Source organism: Pseudarthrobacter sp. SORGH_AS 212 (assembly GCF_030818145.1).
Taxonomy (GTDB): domain Bacteria; phylum Actinomycetota; class Actinomycetes; order Actinomycetales; family Micrococcaceae; genus Arthrobacter.
In genome coordinates this window covers 3,366,543-3,382,991 of the sequence record NZ_JAUTAA010000001.1, presented here as the reverse complement: position 1 = coordinate 3,382,991, position 16,449 = coordinate 3,366,543, and the positions used below count along the sequence as shown (strand labels likewise).

The window sequence follows — 16,449 nt, the reverse complement described above, 5'->3', positions numbered from 1 at the left end:
GGTGCCACTCGGCGCCATGCTGATGCGCGGCGTCAGGCGGCGGTAGGGGGATTAGCCCTCGACGGTGATACCCATGGAGCGGGCGGTGCCGGCGATGATCTTCGCTGCGCCTTCGAGGCTGGTGGCGTTGAGGTCTTCCATCTTGGTGGAGGCGATCTCGTTGACCTGTGCCTGGGTCAGCTTGGCAACCTTGACGGTGTGCGGGGTAGCCGAACCCTTGGCAACGCCTGCAGCCTTCTTGATGAGTTCTGCAGCCGGCGGGGTCTTGGTGATGAACGTGAAGGAACGGTCCTCGTAGACGGTGATTTCCACGGGGATGACGTTGCCGCGCTGGGCTTCCGTTGCAGCGTTGTACGCCTTGCAGAATTCCATGATGTTGACGCCGTGCTGGCCAAGTGCGGGACCGATCGGCGGGGCCGGGTTAGCGGCTCCTGCCTGGATCTGCAGCTTGATGAGGCCGGTGACCTTCTTCTTGGGAGCCAATGTAGGGTCCTTCTCTCAATAACTTCCTGGGGCACAGGAGCGTGGCCCAGGTTTTTGGCCGCCATGGCAAGGCGGCCTGCCGTTCCGGAGCCGCTAAGCGGGCGGCGCCGGAACGAATTCTCGGGTAATCAGATCTTGGTGACCTGGTTGAACGCCAGGGTGACGGGCGTTTCGCGCTCGAAGATGGAGACCAGCACCACGAGGGTCTGGGATTCGACCTTGATCTCGGAGATCGTGGCGGGAAGGGTCTCGAACGGGCCTTCCTTGACGATGACGGACTCGCCGACCTCGAAGTCGACGTCCACCGGCGCCTGGTGCTGCTTGTTGACCGGCTTGCCCTTCTCGGCCTGCTCTTCTTCGAAGACCGGCGCGAGCATGGAGAAGACCTCGTCGAGGCGCAGCGGCACAGGGTTGTGGGCGTTGCCCACGAAGCCGGTAACGCCGGGAGTGTGGCGGACGGCGCCCCAGGAAGCGTCGGTCAGGTCCATGCGGACCAGGACGTAGCCGGGAATGCGGACGCGGTTGATGACCTTGCGCTGGGCATTCTTGATCTCGACGACCTCTTCCATGGGCACCTGGATCTCGAAGATGTAATCTTCCATGTCCAGGGTCTGGATGCGGGTCTCAAGGTTGGCCTTCACGCGGTTTTCGTAACCGGCGTAGGAGTGGATGACGTACCAGTCACCTTCCTGGCGGCGCAGCTTGGCCTTGAATTCATCGGCCGGGTCAACGGCAGCGGTGGCTGCCGCGGCGGCGAGGGCGTCAGCGTCGGCATCGCCGGACTCTGCCTCGCTGTCAGCCTCCGCGTCGGCATCGGCGTCATCGGATTCGGGCGCGGAGGACTCAACCTCAGACTCTTCACCGATTTCTGCGGTGATGTCCACGGCCTCTTCCTGCTCAGTCCCGGTTACCTCGAGCTCCTGCTCAGACACTTGGTCTCCTGCTTCCTCATTGCCTAACATGCCTATTTAAATGGCTCAATTCCGCACACCGGCGCTCCCCTCCGGTTTCCCGGATGGAGCGCGCAGCCTGCGGACCCTGCAGCCTTAGTTGTCCGTGGGGCCTGTCCCGCCGAAGAGCCAGCCGACAGCGGTTCCAAAACCGATGTCCAGCAGGCTGACGATGACCATCATGATGGCCACGAACACCAGCACCACGAGCGTGTAGTTGATCAGTTCCTTGCGGGTGGGGGCAACGACCTTCTTCAGTTCGCCAATGATCTGGCGGACGAAAAGTGCAATACGGGCGAAGATGTTTGCCTTGGCATCCTTCTTAGCTGGGCGGCCCTTGGAGCTGCTGGCAGCTGTTTCGGTCACCTGGTCCTCGCTCATCTTTGCAATGGTGGATTACCCGGCCCTGATCAGAACCATGGTTGCTGCGCTTGCCCCGGATTTGTTGCCCGGGGCAGCTTGCGCAGGGCAGACAGGACTCGAACCTGCAACCTGCGGTTTTGGAGACCGCTGCGCTACCAATTGCGCCACTACCCTATGGAGTGAAACCAAACAGCAACGGCGATTCACCAGCTTTCACTGGGGCGCACGCCATCATCTGTGTTTCAACACCGGTGAATCAGTCTACGGCAACATCTTCGCGTTCGTAAAACCGACCCGTTCCAGCCCCTCCGCAAGCCGGTGTGTCCGTGCCTGGCGGGCCAGTCACATTTCACATCCGGCACCCCGGAGGGTCCGGTGAACAGCATAGAGTAGAAAACGTCGAATCCCACATTCCAGCCATCCGGCTGCAAGCGTAGAACGGACCTGCCATGTCTGCCGCCCGCGTTTCCCAGCGCATATCCGCAATTGCCGAATCCGCCACCCTGGCCGTTGATGCCAAGGCGAAAGCGCTGAAGGCTGCTGGGCGTCCGGTTATTGGCTTCGGCGCAGGCGAGCCGGATTTTCCCACCCCGGACTACATTGTCCAGGCTGCCATCGAGGCCGCAGGGCAGCCGAAGTACCACCGCTACTCCCCCGCCGGCGGGCTTCCCGAACTAAAGAAGGCCATCGCAGAGAAGACGCTCCGGGACTCCGGATACGCCGTCGACCCTTCTCAGGTCCTGGTGACCAACGGCGGCAAGCAGGCCGTCTACAACACGTTCGCCACCCTGGTGGATCCGGGCGACGAGGTCATTGTCCCCGCACCGTTCTGGACCACCTACCCTGAAGCGATCCGGCTGGCCGGCGGCGTTCCCGTCGAGGTTTTTGCGGGGCCGGAGCAGGGCTACCTGGTGACCGTCGAGCAGCTTGAAGCAGCCGTGACGGACCGGACCAAGATCCTCCTGTTCGTCTCGCCGTCGAACCCCACCGGCGCGGTCTACTCCCCCGAGCAGGTGGCCGAGATCGGCAAGTGGGCAGCGTCGAAGGGCATCTGGGTGGTGACCGACGAGATCTACGAGCACCTGACCTACGACGGCGTTCCGTTCACTTCCATTGCCACGGCCGTTCCCGAACTCGGCGACAAGGTGGTCATCCTCAACGGTGTGGCCAAGACCTATGCCATGACCGGATGGCGCATCGGCTGGATGATCGGCCCGGCGGACGTCATCAAGGCGGCCACCAACCTGCAGTCGCACGCCACCTCCAACGTCTCCAACATCATGCAGATCGCCGCCCTCGCCGCCGTCTCCGGCCCGCTGACAGCGGTCGACGAGATGAAGGTGGCCTTCGACCGCCGCCGGAAGGCGATCGTGGCCGGCCTGAACGCCATTGAAGGCGTGGAATGCCCGACGCCGAAGGGCGCCTTCTACGTGTACGCGGACGTCCGCGGGCTGCTGGGCAAGGAATTCCCCACGGCCGCCGGCACCGCCACGCCGCAGACCTCGGCTGAGCTGGCGTCGCTGATCCTGGACGAGGTGGAAGTGGCAGTGGTTCCGGGCGAGGCGTTCGGCCCGTCCGGCTTCCTGCGGCTCTCCTACGCACTGGGCGACGACGACCTCGCCACCGGCGTGCAGCGCCTGCAGGATTTCCTCGGCAAGGCCCAGTAGCGCCCGCTCACTCTTGGCGCCTTAAGCACAAACGCCCGCTCACTCTTCTACGGAGAGTGAGCGGGCGTTTGCGTTTTTCCCGCAGAATGTGAGCCCGCGTCGCAGAAATAGCCGCAGGATGTGAGCGCGCTGCGGTTAGAGGAGGCGGCGCTCCGCGGCCCATTTGGTGAGTTCGTGGCGGCTGGAGAGCTGGAGCTTCCGAAGGACCGCGGAAACGTGGGTTTCCACCGTCTTGATGCTGATGAAGAGCTCCTTGGCCACCTCCTTGTAGCTGTACCCCCGGGCGATCAGGCGCATGACCTCCAGCTCGCGGGCCGAGAGCTTGTCCAGCTCGTCATCGGCGATGTCCGCCGGCGCGGTGCCGAAAGCATCCAAAACGAACCCTGCCAGGCGCGGCGAGAAGACAGCGTCCCCGCCGGCAACCCGGAACACGGCGTCGGTGATCTCGGCCCCGGAGATCGTCTTGGTGACATAGCCCCTGGCCCCCGCCCGGATCACTGCCACGACGTCCTCCGCAGCATCGGACACGCTGAGGGCCAGGAAGCGGGTGGTGCCCAGCAGCGGAACGGACCCTGCGATAACCTCACGGCCGCCGCCGCCCAACCCGCCGGGAAGGTGCACGTCCAGCAATACGACATCGGGCCGCTGTTCGGCGATGACGGCAATGGCCTGCTCCACTGTGGCCGCTTCCCCCACCACGTGGATGCTGGCATCGAGATCGGCTTTGAGCCCGGAACGGAAGATGGCGTGGTCGTCCACGATGACCACGCGGACGGAGCTGGCGGCCTGCGCGGCTGCCCCCTGGTTGACGTTCATGACTTTCCTTCCACGTTGTCCGTGCTTGCAACCGGCAGCCGCAGGCGGACCTCCGTGCCGTCCCCGGTGCTGAGGATGGCAGCCGATCCGCCGTGCCGCTTCATCCTGCCGATGATGGACTCCCGTACGCCCAGGCGGTCCTCCGGCACGTCGGCCAGCTCGAACCCGGGCCCGCGGTCCTTGATGAAAATTTCGGCCTGGCCGTCCGAGGCTTCGAGGTACACGGAAACGGCGCCGCCACCGTGCCGGGAGGCGTTCAGCATGGCTTCCCGGCTTGCCTGGACCATGGCCTCGTGGCCTTCGGTCATGGCGGCATCGCCGACGCTGACCACCTCCACGGCGTTGCCCAGGAGATCTTCCACCTCGGCTGCCACGGCCTTGATCCGGTCCGAAAGCTGCCCCGCTTCCCTGCCGGGATCCTGGAACAGCCAGCCGCGGAGCTCGCGTTCCTGCGCCCGGGCCAGCCGGACGACGTCGTGCTCGCTGCCGGCCCGGCGCTGGATCAGGGCGAGCGTCTGCAGCACCGAATCGTGCAGGTGCGCGGCGATCTCGGCGCGTTCGGTTTCCCGGATCCTGCCGGCGCGCTCGGTCTCCAAATCCCGCCAGAACTTCAGCGCCCAGGGCAACAGGACCAGCACTACGCCACCGAGCACTGCCACGGAGGCCAGCAGCGCGAGCCAGGTCTGCTCCCAGGAGCCGGAACCGGACACCATCACCAACACGCCGGCCACCACCAGCGCCAGGCCGGCCGCGAGCCGTGCCCAGCCGCCGGCCTGGTCCGCCTTGGTCTTGTCCACCAGCCCGGCCCGCCGCGTTTCGTCCAGCTGCATCCACGCGATGGACGCGCCGCCCAGGACGGCGGCGGCGGGAATAAGGGTTCCCAGCGGCACGTCGACGCCCAGCAGCTGCGCGATCATGATCCCGGCCACCAGCAGCAGCCCGCAGCCAAGCAGGATCTCCTTGCCGTACTTCATGCTCTGCCAGCGGAACCACGGCGGTTCGCCCGGCTTGCGGGCGCCTGGCGGTGCCGCGCCGTCCTCGCCCTGGGGAGCGCCGCCGTCGGCAGCCTGGCCCAGGGATGCCTGATTCGAGGGTGCCTGGCTCAAGGGCGGCTGGCCAAAAGGTGCCGGGCCGGGTGGAGCGGAAGGCAGCGCCGACAGAGTGCCGGACACGGCGGCGGCAGGTGCCTGGCTCACCGCAGGGGCAATGGGCGACGCCGGCCGCCGGGCATTGCGCCGGGCAGCCTCATCCGCGGTGGGAACCATGATCCACAGCCACGCGTAGAAGACGAGGCCGGCCCCTCCCGCGAGGGTTGCAAGCGCCATGCCTACCCTGACGTTCTTCACCGGCCAGCCCAGATGAACGGCCAGGCCCGAGCAGACACCGGCAATCACGCGGTCGCTGCTGCGGGCCAAAGGGGGCCTGGCCGGGACGGTTGTCATGGGTCAATCCAAGCATGGATCAGGGTTCCCCGGACCCGGATCCGGCCGGAACCGGGGGCAACTCAGGGACCGCTCAGGGTATTCCCCAGTAGAGCGCAGACGGGGCTGGGCGGAAGGATTGAGGTATGAACTCGCAGACCCCCCTCCCCGACGACGGCCAGCCCACCGAGCCTCTGCCCGGCGCACCGCGGCCCACCGAACCCCTGCCGTCCGCGCCGACCACGCCGGACCCGTCCGAGGGCCCTCGGGCCTCCGAATCCAGCCGGCCAACTGCGGACCAGCCCGGCGCTGACCCTGCCCCGCGCTGGAGTCCCCGGCGCTGATCTCCCCGAAACCGGACAGGCATACACAGGCCGTCCCGGCACCGCACCCACCGGCCCGGGCGACGCCGATTTCTTCTCCTGGATCCGCGGCCATGGCATCCAGCGTGGCCGGGACCGGTGGATCGGCGGCGTGTCCAGCGGCATCGCGCAGAAGCTGGGCGTGGACCCGTTGATCATCCGCGGCGTCTTCATCGTCCTGACCCTGTTCGCCGGCATCGGCGTGCTGGTGTACGGCCTCGCGTGGGCGCTGCTCCCGGAGCCCGACGGACGGATCCACGTCCAGGAGGCCGCAGCTGGCCGGTGGACCACCGGGATGACAGGATCCCTGATCGCCACGATCCTGGGACTGACCGGACTGGGGGGCGGCTTCTGGGGCTGGTCGCACAACGGCTTCGGCGGCTTCCTCTGGACGGTCTTCTGGGTGGGCGGCGCCATTTACCTCATCTACTACCTCTCGCAGCGCAACAAAGCAGGCCGGCCGGCGATGGCCGCTCCGCACGCGGGCGGTTACGGTACGCCTGGCGCTTTCGGGACGCCGGGCGCAGCCGGCACCCCAGGGACCGCCTATGCAGCCGGCACTCCCGGGACCGCACCGTTCTCCTCCACGGGCACCTCATATGGAGCGGGCCCCGCTTCCCCCTCCATGCCCTCCTACGGCGACGGCAGCTATTCCGGGAGCGGCTCCTACTCCGGCGGTGGCTCCGGCAGTGGCTCAGGCTCCGGCGGCGGATTCCCGGGCGGTGGCCCCTACGGCGGATCCCCCGCACCGCAACGCACCCCGAAACCACGCCCGGCCGGGCCCGGCGCTCCCGCAGTGGCCGTCGCCGCCGGGTCGGCGCTGCTGGTGGGCGGCGGACTCAAGGCACTCGATGTCACCAACGTCATCGACCTGGGCGATTCCGCCAACGCCATCGTCTGGGCCAGCGCCGCAGCCGTCCTCGGCCTCGGCATCCTCATCGCCGGCCTGCGCGGCAGGACCGCTGGCATCCTGAGCTTCTTCGCCGTGGTGGCGCTGATAGCGGGCGGCGTGTACAACGTGGTGGGCAACGGCGACAGGATGCGGTTCCAGCAGGTGGACTGGGCACCGGCCAGCATCACGGAAGCCACCGGCGGCTTCGACATCACCGCGGGCCGCGGAACCGTGGACCTGACAAACCTTGACGGCGGCGCTCCGCTGCGCTCCGACGTCGTGATTCCCCTGGACATCACCGCGAGCAACGTGACCGTAGTGATCCCGGAGGACGTCCCCGTGGACATCAAGGCGGACATGACCATGGGCAACCTCAACGAGGCCTCGGGCCAGCGCGGCGGAACCACCACCCGGGAAAGCACCTATAACTCCGACCGGCCCGGCAGCCATCTGGTGGTCCAGATCGACGGCACCTTCAGCAACGTCACCATCCAGGAAGGCAATTGAGATGAGCACCAGTAACCAGGCACCGGATCCCACGGGCCGCGGCAGCTACTACCCGGACAGCACGACGACGGCGGGCACAGACCCTGCCGGCCCCTCCACCACAAGGGTGGGGACGGTGGTGTGGGGACTGATCGTCCTGGCCCTCGCCGCCCTGATCATCGTTGCCCAGCTGGGCATCGTGACCCTCAACGCCACCTACGTGCTGATCGGGCTCATGATCGGAGCGGGCGCCGCACTGGTGGTGGGCGGCCTGCTCTCCGCCCGGAAACGTGACAACCAACCGACAACAGGGAAGTCTTGAACCATGGACAAGTTTTTCAGCATCGTCAGGGGCTTCGGCCTGCAACGCGGCCCGCAGCGCTGGGTGGGTGGCGTCCTGGGCGGCATCGCCGCAAAAACGAACGTGGACGTGGCCTTCGTCCGCATCGCGTTCCTCGTGTTCTGCCTCCTCCCCGGGCCCGCAGTGGTCTTCTACCTCCTGGCGTGGGGGATCCTTCCGGACCAGCGGAACGTGATTCCGCTGCAGGCATTCCTGGAGCGCCGGTCCCTCAGCTGACCTGCAGGTGACATCCGAGGGCCTCCGCCGTTCACTACGGCGGGGGCCTTTGCCGTGCCCGGCCGGCGCGCGTGCGGGCGGCGTACCGCGTGTAACGGGTTTGTGTCGTACCCCACACCTCCCACTACACTTCTAGGTGAGCTCAGCGTGGCGCTCTGCCAGTAGACCCTCTTCCAGGATTTGAGCCGAAACATGAAAATTGGAATCCTCACCAGCGGTGGCGACTGCCCCGGACTGAACGCGGTTATCCGCGGCGCCGTGCTGAAGGGTATCGCCATCCACGGCCACGAGTTCGTCGGATTCCTCGACGGCTGGCGCGGCGTGGTGGAGGGCGACATCATCGACATCCCCCGCACCATGGTTCGCGGCATCGCCAAGCAGGGCGGCACCATCCTGGGCACATCCCGCACCAACCCGTTCGAAAACGGCGGCGGCCCCGAGGTCATCAAAGCCCACATGGACCGGCTCGGCATCGACGCGATCATCGCCATCGGCGGTGAGGGAACCCTTGCCGCGGCCAAGCGCCTGACCGACGCCGGCCTGAAGATCGTCGGCGTCCCCAAGACCGTGGACAACGACCTCGACGCCACCGACTACACCTTCGGTTTCGACACCGCGGTGCAGATCGCCACCGAGGCCATCGACCGGCTCCGGACCACCGGCGAATCCCACCACCGCTGCATGATCGCCGAGGTCATGGGCCGGCACGTGGGCTGGATTGCCCTGCACGCCGGCATGGCGGCCGGCGCCCACGCCATCCTCATCCCGGAGCAGAAGGTCAGCATCGAGCAGATCACCGAATGGGTGAACGAAGCCCACGCCCGTGGCCGCGCGCCGCTGGTGGTCGTCGCTGAAGGGTTCGTGCCCGAGCACATGGAATCCCCGCACTCCGAGCGCGGCCTGGACACGTTCGGCCGTCCCCGCCTGGGCGGCATCGCCGACCAGCTCGCGCCCGAACTGGAAGCACGCACCGGCATTGAAACCCGCGCCACCATCCTGGGCCACATCCAGCGTGGCGGCGTCCCCTCGGCCTTCGACCGCGTCCTCGCCACCCGCCTGGGCATGGCCGCCATCGACTCCGTGGTGGAGGGCTTCTGGGGCACCATGGTGGCGCTCAAGGGCACCGACATCCAGCATGTCGCCTTCGAGGAAGCCTTGGGCCAGCTCAAGACCGTGCCGCAGAACAGGTACGACGAAGCCGCTGTCCTGTTCGGCTAAGTACAGCACATTGCCCGGCCGGGCATGATGTCCGGCCGGGACAGCCGCCGGCGCCCTAGGCTGGGACCATGACACTCGATCCCGGCTCTGCCGCCATCATCCAGCTGGCCTGGGCCCGCCGCCTGGGCCTCGACGACGACGCTTTTAGCACTGCGCTTGCCTCCGGCGAACGCATCGTCCGGGCCGATGAATCAGCCGGCACGGTGGAGTTCGTCAGGTTGTTCGGCAGTTCCGTGCTGGTAGGGCCGCAGGACGTCATTGACGCGGCCGCGGACATCCCCGATACGGACATGGCCCAGCACGTCACCCTGCTGACGCTGACCCGGGCCCGTGGCGGGCACGGCCTGGGCGCGGCGGCGCTGTTCTTCGCCGACGACCTGCCGCTGCAGCAGCCCTCCGAAGAGATGACGGTGTCACACGGTAACGCCGAAGCGATCGAACTGGAGGGCCGCTGCCCGCCGGACGACGTCAACGAGGTGGGGCTCTCCGACCTTGAGAACCGCTTCACCATCGTCCATGAGCTCGACGGCAGGCGGGTTCCCCGGGCCTGCGGCGCCTACACAGAGTGGGAAGGACTGCTGGCCCACCTGGGGGTCCTGGTGGATCCGGAGTGGCGGCGCCGGGGCCTGGGGACACTGGCCGCCTCCATCGCGTCCCACGAAGCCTTGGCCGCCGGGCTGACGCTGCAATGGCGGGCGGACGTCAGCAACACGGGATCGCTGGCGCTGGCCCGCAGCCTCGGCTTGTCAGCCGGCGGAATCCAGACCAGCGTCCACCTTGGCTGAGGGAGCCGATCCTTCAGCGGCACCCCACCCCTGAACCGGCTTGGGTTTGGCGAAGAACAGCACCACAACTGCCCCGGCCAGCACCACGGCGGCGGGCAACAGGATGGACTGCGCCATCGCCGTCGAGAATCCTGCATGCAGGAAGTCCGGCAGGGAACCGCCCATGGCCATGCCCTCGCCCGCCCCGCCGGCCTGGCCGCCGGGGCCGGCCGGGAGCTCAGCCGCCAGCCGCGACTGAATCAGGACCGCGATGGCAGCGCTGCCCAGGACCGCTCCGAACTGGCGGGTGGTGTTGTAGACGCCGGAGCCGGCGCCCGCTTGCCGCGGCGGCAGGTTCCTGGTGGCGGTGGTGCTCAGGGGCGCCCAGATGCCGGCGTTGGCGAAGCCGAGAACAGCGCTGGGAAGCAGGAACAGCAGGATGGGGGTGTCCGGCTGCATCAGCAATCCGTTCCACACCAGGGCCACCGCCATGAGTGTCAGGCCCGCGGCTGCCAGGTATTTGGGGTTGACCCGGTCCACGATCTTTCCCACCACGGGAGCCATGCCACCCGAGATCAGCGCCATGGGCACCATCAGCAACGCTGACTGGGTGGGTGTCAGGCCGCGGACCATCTGGTAGTAGAAGATCAGCGGCAGCCCGAAGGACGTTACCGTGAACCCCACCATGGTGATTCCAAGGTTGGCCAGCGAAAAGTTCCGGTCACGGAACAGTCCCAGCGGCAGCAGCGGCTCGCCCTTGTTGAAACGCTGCCAGGCGACGAATCCGGCGAGGATTATGATCCCGGCGATGATCAGGGACCAGACGCTGATGGGTCCGGCGATGGTTCCCCAGTTGTACGTCTCGCCTTCCTGGATGCCGAAGACCAGCAGGAAGAGCCCGACGGCGCTGAGCAGCACACCGGGAATGTCGAACCGGTGCGGGTGGGTGCTGAGTGCGGGCACGTTGCGCACCGCGAGGATGAACCCGACGACGCCGATGGGAACGTTGATGAAGAAGATCCACTCCCAGCCGAGGCTGTCCACCAGGACACCGCCCAGGATTGGGCCCACCAGCGTGGCCATGCCCGCGGTGGCGCCCCAAATGGCCATGGCGGCACCCCTGCGGTCCGGCGGGAAGATGCGGGTGATGACGGCCATGGTCTGCGGTGTCATCACTGCAGCACCGAGGCCCTGCAGCACCCGGGCGGCGATGAGGGTCTCCACATCCTGCGCCAGGCCGCACCACAGCGAGGCCAGGGTAAAGACCACCAGGCCAAGCAGGTACAGCTTCTTGGGCCCGAACCGGTCGCCCAGCCTGCCGGTGATCAGCAGGGGTACCGCGTAGGCCAGCAGATAGGCACTGGTCACCCAGATCACGGAGTTAATATCGGCGCCCAGGCCCTCCATGATCCGCGGGTTGGCCACGGACACGATGGTGCTGTCAATCAGGATCATGAAGAACCCGATCACCAGCGACCACAGCGCCGCCCAGGGCTTTTCTACGTTTTCCATCCGGTCATCCTTCAGAGTCATATGGTGGTTGCCGGGCGGACCCGGGGGCTCAGCCCAGGAGGTCGAGGATCTCCTGGCGGGCAAACATTTGCGCGGCCGCGCGTGCCGACGGTGCTCCGGCGTCGGGATCTGCGCCGGCATCCAGCAGGACCCGGGCCACATCCGTGTATCCCTTGAATGCCGCACCGGCCAGCGGCGTCTGGCCGCGGTCATTGGCGGTGTTTGCCTCGGCGCCGTGTTCGAGCACCAGGCGCACCGTGTCGGCATGGCCGTGGTAGGCGGCCAGCATCAGGAGGGAATCTCCGGCGGCATTGGTAAGTGTGGCCGGAGCCCCGGCGCCGAGGTATGCGCGGAGCAGTTCGGTGTTCCCGTCCCGGGCTGCCTGGAAGAGGCTGTGGGCCAGGGCGACCGCGTCGTCGTCCGACCCTGATCCTGCCGCGGCGTCCTGCGCCGGCGTGGCGTTTCCGTGTTCTGTCATGCGCGTGGCCCCCTGAGGAATCCGGTCTGGCGCCCCACCACCTGGCCGGCGTCAGGGGCGACGATGAGTTCCTGTCCGGCGGTGTACGGCTCGTCCCCGTCCAGGACCGTCAGTATTTCATCCGGAGCGACGGACCGCTTTATGACCGCCAGCGCCACCGGCCCCATTTCGTAGTGCTGCGCCACGGATGTGACAGCCCCTACTTTGCGGTCGCCGGCAAGGACCACACTGCCGGCGGCCGGGAGGGTGTGCTGCGAACCGTCCAGCTGGAGGAACACGAGGCGCCGCGGCGGGTGCCCCAGGTTGTGGACGCGGGCGATGGTTTCCTGGCCCTTGTAGCAGCCTTTGGCCAGGTGGACTGCGGTACGGAGCAGGTCCAGTTCATGCGGAATCGTCCTGTCATCGGTTTCGGCGCCGATCCGGGGACGCCAGGCAGCGATGCGCAGCGCTTCGGATGCCATGACGCCTGCGAGCGGCCGGTCCGCCACCATCCGTTCCAGTTCGGCGGCGGGGACGAGGTATTCGAACCACGGCCGTTCCAGCCCGGGGTGGTTCTCTTCGGCAACGGTGGCGTAGGAGTACCCGCCGGCAGAGACATGCGGCCACGGGTCCTGCCAGGCCACCAGCGTGGCCCACTCAGGAACTGCGGCGGCACTGCCCACCACTGCCCAGCCAGCCGAGGCGTCGGCGATGTCCACGCGCAGCATGAACTTCATCCTGTTGAGGTACTCAGCCAGCGGAGCGGCCTCGGCGCCTTCGACGATCAGCCAGGCGGTGCCGCCGTCGTCAACGATGCGCGCATCGAATTCGATCCGCCCCTGGACGCTCAGCAGGAGCAGTTCGCTGGACTCCCCCGGCTGAAGGGCCGTCACCTGCTGGGATGACAGCGTGTTCAGCCAGCTCAGCCGGTCCGGCCCGGTGACGGTGACAACACCGCGGGAGGAGAGGTCGACGACGGCGGTTCCGGCCGCCAGGGCACGCTGCTCCCGGAGTGGCTCACCGTAGTGGGCTGCGACGCCGGCATCCGCACCGGCTGCCTCGACAGCTCCGGGGCGCGACAAAAGGGGGCTGGGAGTAGTCATATTGGGGAGAACGTCCTTCAGTCAGTCTGTATTCCGCTTTGTCGCCGGAACTTGGAACTCTGGCCCGGAGCGTCTGAACCTTGGCCAGGCCCGGGGGGATTGCGGAGCGGTTGGGTGTTTACCGGTATTCGGGGTTTTCGAAGTCGAACCGGGTCCCGGCGGTCCATTCCTTGGGCAGGTTGCCGTACGCAGGGTAGCCGCCGGCGTCCTTGAGGGTCCGGGCCAGGTGCAGGAGGTTCCACGTCATGAAGGTGGTGTTCCGGTTGGTGAAGTCGCTTTCCGGTCCGCCTGAGCCTTCGTCGAGGTAGCTGGGGCCGGGTCCAACGGGCCCGATCCACCCGGCGTCGGCTTGGGGTGGAATGCTGAAGCCGATGTGCTGCAGGCTGTAGAGGACATTCATGGCGCAGTGCTTGATGCCGTCCTCGTTGCCCGTGATCAGGCAACCGCCCACTTTGGGATAAAACGCCCACTGGCCCTTGCTGTTGAGCTCACCGGAATGGGCATAGAGGCGTTCAATCAGCTTCTTGGTCTGCGATGAGTTGTCGCCCAGCCAGATGGGGCCGGCCACCACCACGATGTCGGCATCCTGGACGGCGGGGTAGAGTTCCGGCCATTCGTCGGTGGCCCAGCCGTACTGGGTCATGTCCGGGTAGACCCCGCTGGCGATGTCGTGGTCCACCGTGCGGATCACCCTGGTGCTGACGCCCTGCTTCTCCATGATCCGCCGGCTGATGTTGATCAGGCCGTCAGTATTGGACGTCTGCGGCGACCTCTTGAGCGTGCCGTTGAAGAAGACAGCCTTGAGATCGCTGTAGTTTCCGGAGGTATCTTCATTTGCCACGGCGGCGCTCCCTGCTGGTGGACCTTCTGGTTATGAAACCCTTGCCAGGAACGCCGAGGCGTGGGCTTCGAGGCCCTTGCCCGCTTCCCCTCCTGTTGCGACGTCCCACCGCCACAACAGGTTGCCGTCCACCAGTCCGAAGATCCGGGTGGCGGCGCTGTAATCCTTGGAGTGGCTGCCGCGCATCACCATGTCGGTGGTGAGCTGGATCTGCGGGCCCTTGATCTGGCCGTAGTACAGCTCCGAGATGCCGCCGGGGTGGGAGATGGACACCGAAATGTCGAATCCGCCCTCGCTGTTGCGCAGGGCTTCCACTTCGTCGGCGCTCTTGAGCGCAGGCACGATGTCCGCGGGTACCAGGCCGGGGCCACCGTCAGCGTCAAGCTGTTTGCGCTCCAGCGCCCAGAAGCCGGTCTCAACCGTGAGGGGCCGCAGGCGCGTGCCGTCGTCGTCCGTCAGCCAGCTCTCCGCCCGGTACTGCAGGTACGGCAGGCCGTTATGGGTGAAGGAGACGTGCTGCAGGAAGTGCTCGGAATCCTCATCCCCGGTGCCGAGGCGGCCACGGCCCTCCCACTCACCAATGAGCCAGGAAAGGGGAACAAGTTCCGGAGTCAGATCTGTGGGAATCTCAATGGGCACGGCATTTACCTCGAGAAACTGCGGGATCGGAAGGCTGGTCTACTTCTGGCCCTTGAAGAGGCGGTAGACCACAAAGCCGGCGAACCAGGCCATGGACAGGCTCGCAATGCCGAGCAGGACAAGGAAGAAAATTTCAAAAGCAAGTACGGACATGATGCCATCCTAACCCGTCAGAAGATGAGTAGTTTGTCTATGAAGTAGGCGAGCGAGCCGACGGCCGAGACCGGCGCAAGGCCCATGCCAAGGGCCGCCGCAAGGTTCAGCGGCGCACCGCGCAGGGTGACCAGGCGCCGGAAGCTGGCAAGGACTGCTCCCACCACCACACCGAAGATGGCAGCCGGCAGGACGGCGATGTCTGAGAGCACCAGCCCGGCAAGCGGGCCCGCCAGACCGGCAAGGACGATGCACAGCGGGGCGATGACGTTATCGGGCCAGCGGATCAGCCCGGCAAGCAGGGCCACTGCCGCGCTGATGGCGGCCACCAGCAGCATCTCGCGGACGCCATTAAACCGGGCGCCGGCAACCCATCCCGCACCCAGGCAGGAAAGCAGGACGCCCACGCAGCAGCCCAGAGTGGACTCCAGCCGCTGCGCCTGTCCCGTACCGCGGATGAGCTGCACTACGAAGACGGCCATCATGCCCATCGCCACGAAACCGGGGGTCCAGTCCAGGTAGCCCGGAGCAGGCGCCCACAAGGCGGCCAGGGCAGACCCGGCGCCGGGCAGGGCAATGACGGCTGCGAGGGTCTTCTTGGCCGGTATCCGGAGGAAGTGCGGCCAGCCGATCCCCACCGCGAAGGCAACTACTACGGCAACGGCGGCCAGGGCTTCACGGGAGACGTAAACCCCGGCGATGATGGCGGCCAGGCCGGCGATGCCGACTACACCGATGGCCCAGGAACCAAGGGAGCGGGCAGGCGCCTGCAGGTCAGCCGTCATATGGAAACCGGCCTGTGAATCGTTACTGCACTCACTGCGCTGTCATCCCGTCCTGGCATTGGCACTAGGCGTGAAACGCCCCTTCGAAGGGCATGTCCGCCCCGTTCAATCCTGCCCTATGTGAACGGGATATGTCGCAAAACGGACTGTTGGGGTGCTGGAATCTCTGGTTCGGGAGGACCTGCCGGGTATACTCAAGCATCAGCTCAGTCGCCCGATGATGCGCGGACAGCCCATGGAGGAACAATGTCGCACATCCTGCTCTTATCGAACAGCACCGGCTCGTCGGTAGACATCCTGCCTGCCCTGGAACTGCTGAACCACCGCGTGCACATCCTCCCCGCAGAGCCAACCGCCCTCCTCGAAACGGACCCTTGCGACATCGTCCTGCTGGACGCACGCAAAGACCTCGTGGGCGCCCGTTCCCTCACCCAGCTCCTGAAGGCCACCGGCCTCAGCGCACCGCTGGTCCTGATCCTGACTGAAGGCGGCATGGCCGCTGTTTCATCGGCCTGGGCCGTGGATGACATCGTCCTGGATTCCGCAGGCCCCGCTGAAGTTGAAGCGCGCATCAGGCTCTCGGTGGCCCGTGCCGTCCCGGAGCAGGACGACGCCCCCAGCGAAATCCGCGCCGCCGGCGTCGTCATCGACGAAGCCAGCTACACCGCCAGGGTCAATGGCGCTCCCCTGAACCTGACGTTCAAGGAATTCGAGCTCCTCAAGTACCTGGCCCAGCACCCTGGCCGCGTCTTCACCCGGCAGCAGCTGCTGACCGAGGTATGGGGCTACGACTACTACGGCGGCACCCGCACCGTTGACGTCCACGTCCGGCGGCTGCGCGCCAAGCTCGGCGCCGACCACGAGAACCTCATCAGCACCGTGCGGAACGTCGGCTACCGGCTCACCCTGGTGCGCCAGCAGGAAGACGAACTGACCGAGGCCTGAGCCGCCGGCCCCGAT

At 66.7% G+C, this 16,449-nt stretch carries 19 protein-coding genes and 1 tRNA gene; 8 read left to right on the top strand and 12 right to left on the bottom strand.

The features are described 5' to 3' along the window. Positions 1–51: 51 nt before the first annotated feature. The 4 genes from rplK to QE394_RS15480 all read right to left on the bottom strand — a co-directional run bounded on the left by rplK (position 52) and on the right by QE394_RS15480 (position 1,970). Positions 52–483 (bottom strand): 50S ribosomal protein L11, encoded by a 432-nt coding sequence (rplK, locus tag QE394_RS15495; RefSeq protein ID WP_003803853.1) that lies wholly within the window; start codon positions 481–483, stop codon positions 52–54. Between the two features lie 128 nt (positions 484–611). Then, positions 612–1,415, bottom strand: a complete 804-nt coding sequence (nusG, locus tag QE394_RS15490; RefSeq protein WP_045729566.1) for a transcription termination/antitermination protein NusG — start codon at positions 1,413–1,415, stop codon at positions 612–614. A 114-nt stretch (positions 1,416–1,529) separates the two neighbouring features. Then, positions 1,530–1,814: a preprotein translocase subunit SecE gene (gene secE / locus QE394_RS15485; RefSeq protein WP_043794078.1), complete on the bottom strand. Its 285-nt coding sequence runs from the start codon at positions 1,812–1,814 to the stop codon at positions 1,530–1,532. An 83-nt stretch (positions 1,815–1,897) separates the two neighbouring features. Beyond that, positions 1,898–1,970, bottom strand: a tRNA-Trp gene (locus QE394_RS15480). Positions 1,971–2,245: 275 nt separating this feature from the next. On the opposite strand from QE394_RS15480, the gene QE394_RS15475 reads away from it, so the two are divergent. Then, a complete protein-coding gene (locus tag QE394_RS15475) occupies positions 2,246–3,463 on the top strand; it encodes a pyridoxal phosphate-dependent aminotransferase (protein ID WP_056075418.1) in 1,218 nt (405 codons plus the stop codon). A gap of 135 nt (positions 3,464–3,598) precedes the next feature. On the opposite strand, the gene QE394_RS15470 is transcribed toward QE394_RS15475, so the two are convergent. Together QE394_RS15470 and QE394_RS15465 are read right to left on the bottom strand one after the other, a co-directional pair. Then, positions 3,599–4,279, bottom strand: a complete 681-nt coding sequence (locus QE394_RS15470; protein WP_261619234.1) for a response regulator transcription factor — start codon at positions 4,277–4,279, stop codon at positions 3,599–3,601. After that, complete coding sequence (locus tag QE394_RS15465) at positions 4,276–5,721, bottom strand: PspC domain-containing protein (RefSeq protein ID WP_349035012.1); 1,446 nt, start codon at positions 5,719–5,721, stop codon at positions 4,276–4,278. The genes QE394_RS15470 and QE394_RS15465 overlap by 4 nt, the downstream gene beginning before the upstream one ends. A gap of 125 nt (positions 5,722–5,846) precedes the next feature. On the opposite strand from QE394_RS15465, the gene QE394_RS15460 reads away from it, so the two are divergent. The 6 genes from QE394_RS15460 (at position 5,847) to QE394_RS15435 (ending at position 10,020) form a co-directional block, all read left to right on the top strand. Further along, a complete protein-coding gene (locus QE394_RS15460) occupies positions 5,847–6,044 on the top strand; it encodes a hypothetical protein (RefSeq protein WP_349035011.1) in 198 nt (65 codons plus the stop codon). A 130-nt stretch (positions 6,045–6,174) separates the two neighbouring features. Beyond that, positions 6,175–7,461, top strand: coding sequence for a PspC domain-containing protein (locus QE394_RS15455; protein ID WP_349035010.1), 1,287 nt, complete (start codon positions 6,175–6,177; stop codon positions 7,459–7,461). A 1-nt stretch (position 7,462) separates the two neighbouring features. Beyond that, entirely contained in the window at positions 7,463–7,762 is a 300-nt protein-coding gene (locus QE394_RS15450; RefSeq protein WP_056075427.1) for a hypothetical protein, read from the top strand. A gap of 3 nt (positions 7,763–7,765) precedes the next feature. After that, positions 7,766–8,017 carry a PspC domain-containing protein gene (locus tag QE394_RS15445; RefSeq protein ID WP_091722012.1) on the top strand — a complete coding sequence of 84 codons (252 nt, stop codon included), beginning with the start codon at positions 7,766–7,768 and terminating at the stop codon, positions 8,015–8,017. A 192-nt stretch (positions 8,018–8,209) separates the two neighbouring features. Continuing rightward, a complete protein-coding gene (locus QE394_RS15440) occupies positions 8,210–9,235 on the top strand; it encodes an ATP-dependent 6-phosphofructokinase (RefSeq protein ID WP_015937876.1) in 1,026 nt (341 codons plus the stop codon). 68 nt (positions 9,236–9,303) lie between these two features. Further along, positions 9,304–10,020: a GNAT family N-acetyltransferase gene (locus tag QE394_RS15435; protein WP_261619238.1), complete on the top strand. Its 717-nt coding sequence runs from the start codon at positions 9,304–9,306 to the stop codon at positions 10,018–10,020. On the opposite strand, the gene QE394_RS15430 is transcribed toward QE394_RS15435, so the two are convergent. The 6 genes from QE394_RS15430 to QE394_RS15405 all read right to left on the bottom strand — a co-directional run bounded on the left by QE394_RS15430 (position 9,982) and on the right by QE394_RS15405 (position 15,489). Continuing rightward, positions 9,982–11,511: a DHA2 family efflux MFS transporter permease subunit gene (locus QE394_RS15430; protein ID WP_261619239.1), complete on the bottom strand. Its 1,530-nt coding sequence runs from the start codon at positions 11,509–11,511 to the stop codon at positions 9,982–9,984. The two genes, QE394_RS15435 and QE394_RS15430, sit on opposite strands and share 39 nt — an antisense overlap. A gap of 49 nt (positions 11,512–11,560) precedes the next feature. Beyond that, on the bottom strand, positions 11,561–11,989 hold the full coding sequence (locus QE394_RS15425; RefSeq protein WP_056075439.1) for an ankyrin repeat domain-containing protein: 429 nt from the start codon (positions 11,987–11,989) through the stop codon (positions 11,561–11,563). Further along, positions 11,986–13,071 carry a folate-binding protein gene (locus QE394_RS15420; RefSeq protein ID WP_349035009.1) on the bottom strand — a complete coding sequence of 362 codons (1,086 nt, stop codon included), beginning with the start codon at positions 13,069–13,071 and terminating at the stop codon, positions 11,986–11,988. Before QE394_RS15420 ends, QE394_RS15425 begins: the two co-directional genes overlap by 4 nt. Positions 13,072–13,189: 118 nt before the next feature. Next, positions 13,190–13,912: a flavodoxin family protein gene (locus tag QE394_RS15415; RefSeq protein ID WP_349035008.1), complete on the bottom strand. Its 723-nt coding sequence runs from the start codon at positions 13,910–13,912 to the stop codon at positions 13,190–13,192. Between the two features lie 30 nt (positions 13,913–13,942). Next, complete coding sequence (locus QE394_RS15410; RefSeq protein ID WP_015937882.1) at positions 13,943–14,551, bottom strand: FABP family protein; 609 nt, start codon at positions 14,549–14,551, stop codon at positions 13,943–13,945. Positions 14,552–14,721: 170 nt separating this feature from the next. Then, a complete protein-coding gene (locus QE394_RS15405) occupies positions 14,722–15,489 on the bottom strand; it encodes a hypothetical protein (protein WP_056075448.1) in 768 nt (255 codons plus the stop codon). Positions 15,490–15,735: 246 nt separating this feature from the next. Between QE394_RS15405 and QE394_RS15400 the strand changes: the two genes are divergently transcribed. Beyond that, on the top strand, positions 15,736–16,434 hold the full coding sequence (locus tag QE394_RS15400) for a response regulator transcription factor (RefSeq protein WP_056075452.1): 699 nt from the start codon (positions 15,736–15,738) through the stop codon (positions 16,432–16,434). The last annotated feature ends 15 nt before the right edge of the window (positions 16,435–16,449 follow it).

Bases quoted from the DNA above. Each gene is read 5' to 3' on its own strand.
- secE (WP_043794078.1), bottom strand. From the start codon at position 1,814: ATGAGCGAGGACCAGGTGACCGAAACAGCTGCCAGCAGCTCCAAGGGC.
- QE394_RS15475 (WP_056075418.1), top strand. From the start codon at position 2,246: ATGTCTGCCGCCCGCGTTTCCCAGCGCATATCCGCAATTGCCGAATCC.
- QE394_RS15470 (WP_261619234.1), bottom strand. From the start codon at position 4,279: ATGAACGTCAACCAGGGGGCAGCCGCGCAGGCCGCCAGCTCCGTCCGC.
- QE394_RS15465 (WP_349035012.1), bottom strand. From the start codon at position 5,721: ATGACAACCGTCCCGGCCAGGCCCCCTTTGGCCCGCAGCAGCGACCGC.
- QE394_RS15460 (WP_349035011.1), top strand. From the start codon at position 5,847: ATGAACTCGCAGACCCCCCTCCCCGACGACGGCCAGCCCACCGAGCCT.
- QE394_RS15450 (WP_056075427.1), top strand. From the start codon at position 7,463: ATGAGCACCAGTAACCAGGCACCGGATCCCACGGGCCGCGGCAGCTAC.
- QE394_RS15445 (WP_091722012.1), top strand. From the start codon at position 7,766: ATGGACAAGTTTTTCAGCATCGTCAGGGGCTTCGGCCTGCAACGCGGC.
- QE394_RS15440 (WP_015937876.1), top strand. From the start codon at position 8,210: ATGAAAATTGGAATCCTCACCAGCGGTGGCGACTGCCCCGGACTGAAC.
- QE394_RS15435 (WP_261619238.1), top strand. From the start codon at position 9,304: ATGACACTCGATCCCGGCTCTGCCGCCATCATCCAGCTGGCCTGGGCC.
- QE394_RS15430 (WP_261619239.1), bottom strand. From the start codon at position 11,511: ATGGAAAACGTAGAAAAGCCCTGGGCGGCGCTGTGGTCGCTGGTGATC.
- QE394_RS15425 (WP_056075439.1), bottom strand. From the start codon at position 11,989: ATGACAGAACACGGAAACGCCACGCCGGCGCAGGACGCCGCGGCAGGA.
- QE394_RS15420 (WP_349035009.1), bottom strand. From the start codon at position 13,071: ATGACTACTCCCAGCCCCCTTTTGTCGCGCCCCGGAGCTGTCGAGGCA.
- QE394_RS15405 (WP_056075448.1), bottom strand. From the start codon at position 15,489: ATGACGGCTGACCTGCAGGCGCCTGCCCGCTCCCTTGGTTCCTGGGCC.
- QE394_RS15400 (WP_056075452.1), top strand. From the start codon at position 15,736: ATGTCGCACATCCTGCTCTTATCGAACAGCACCGGCTCGTCGGTAGAC.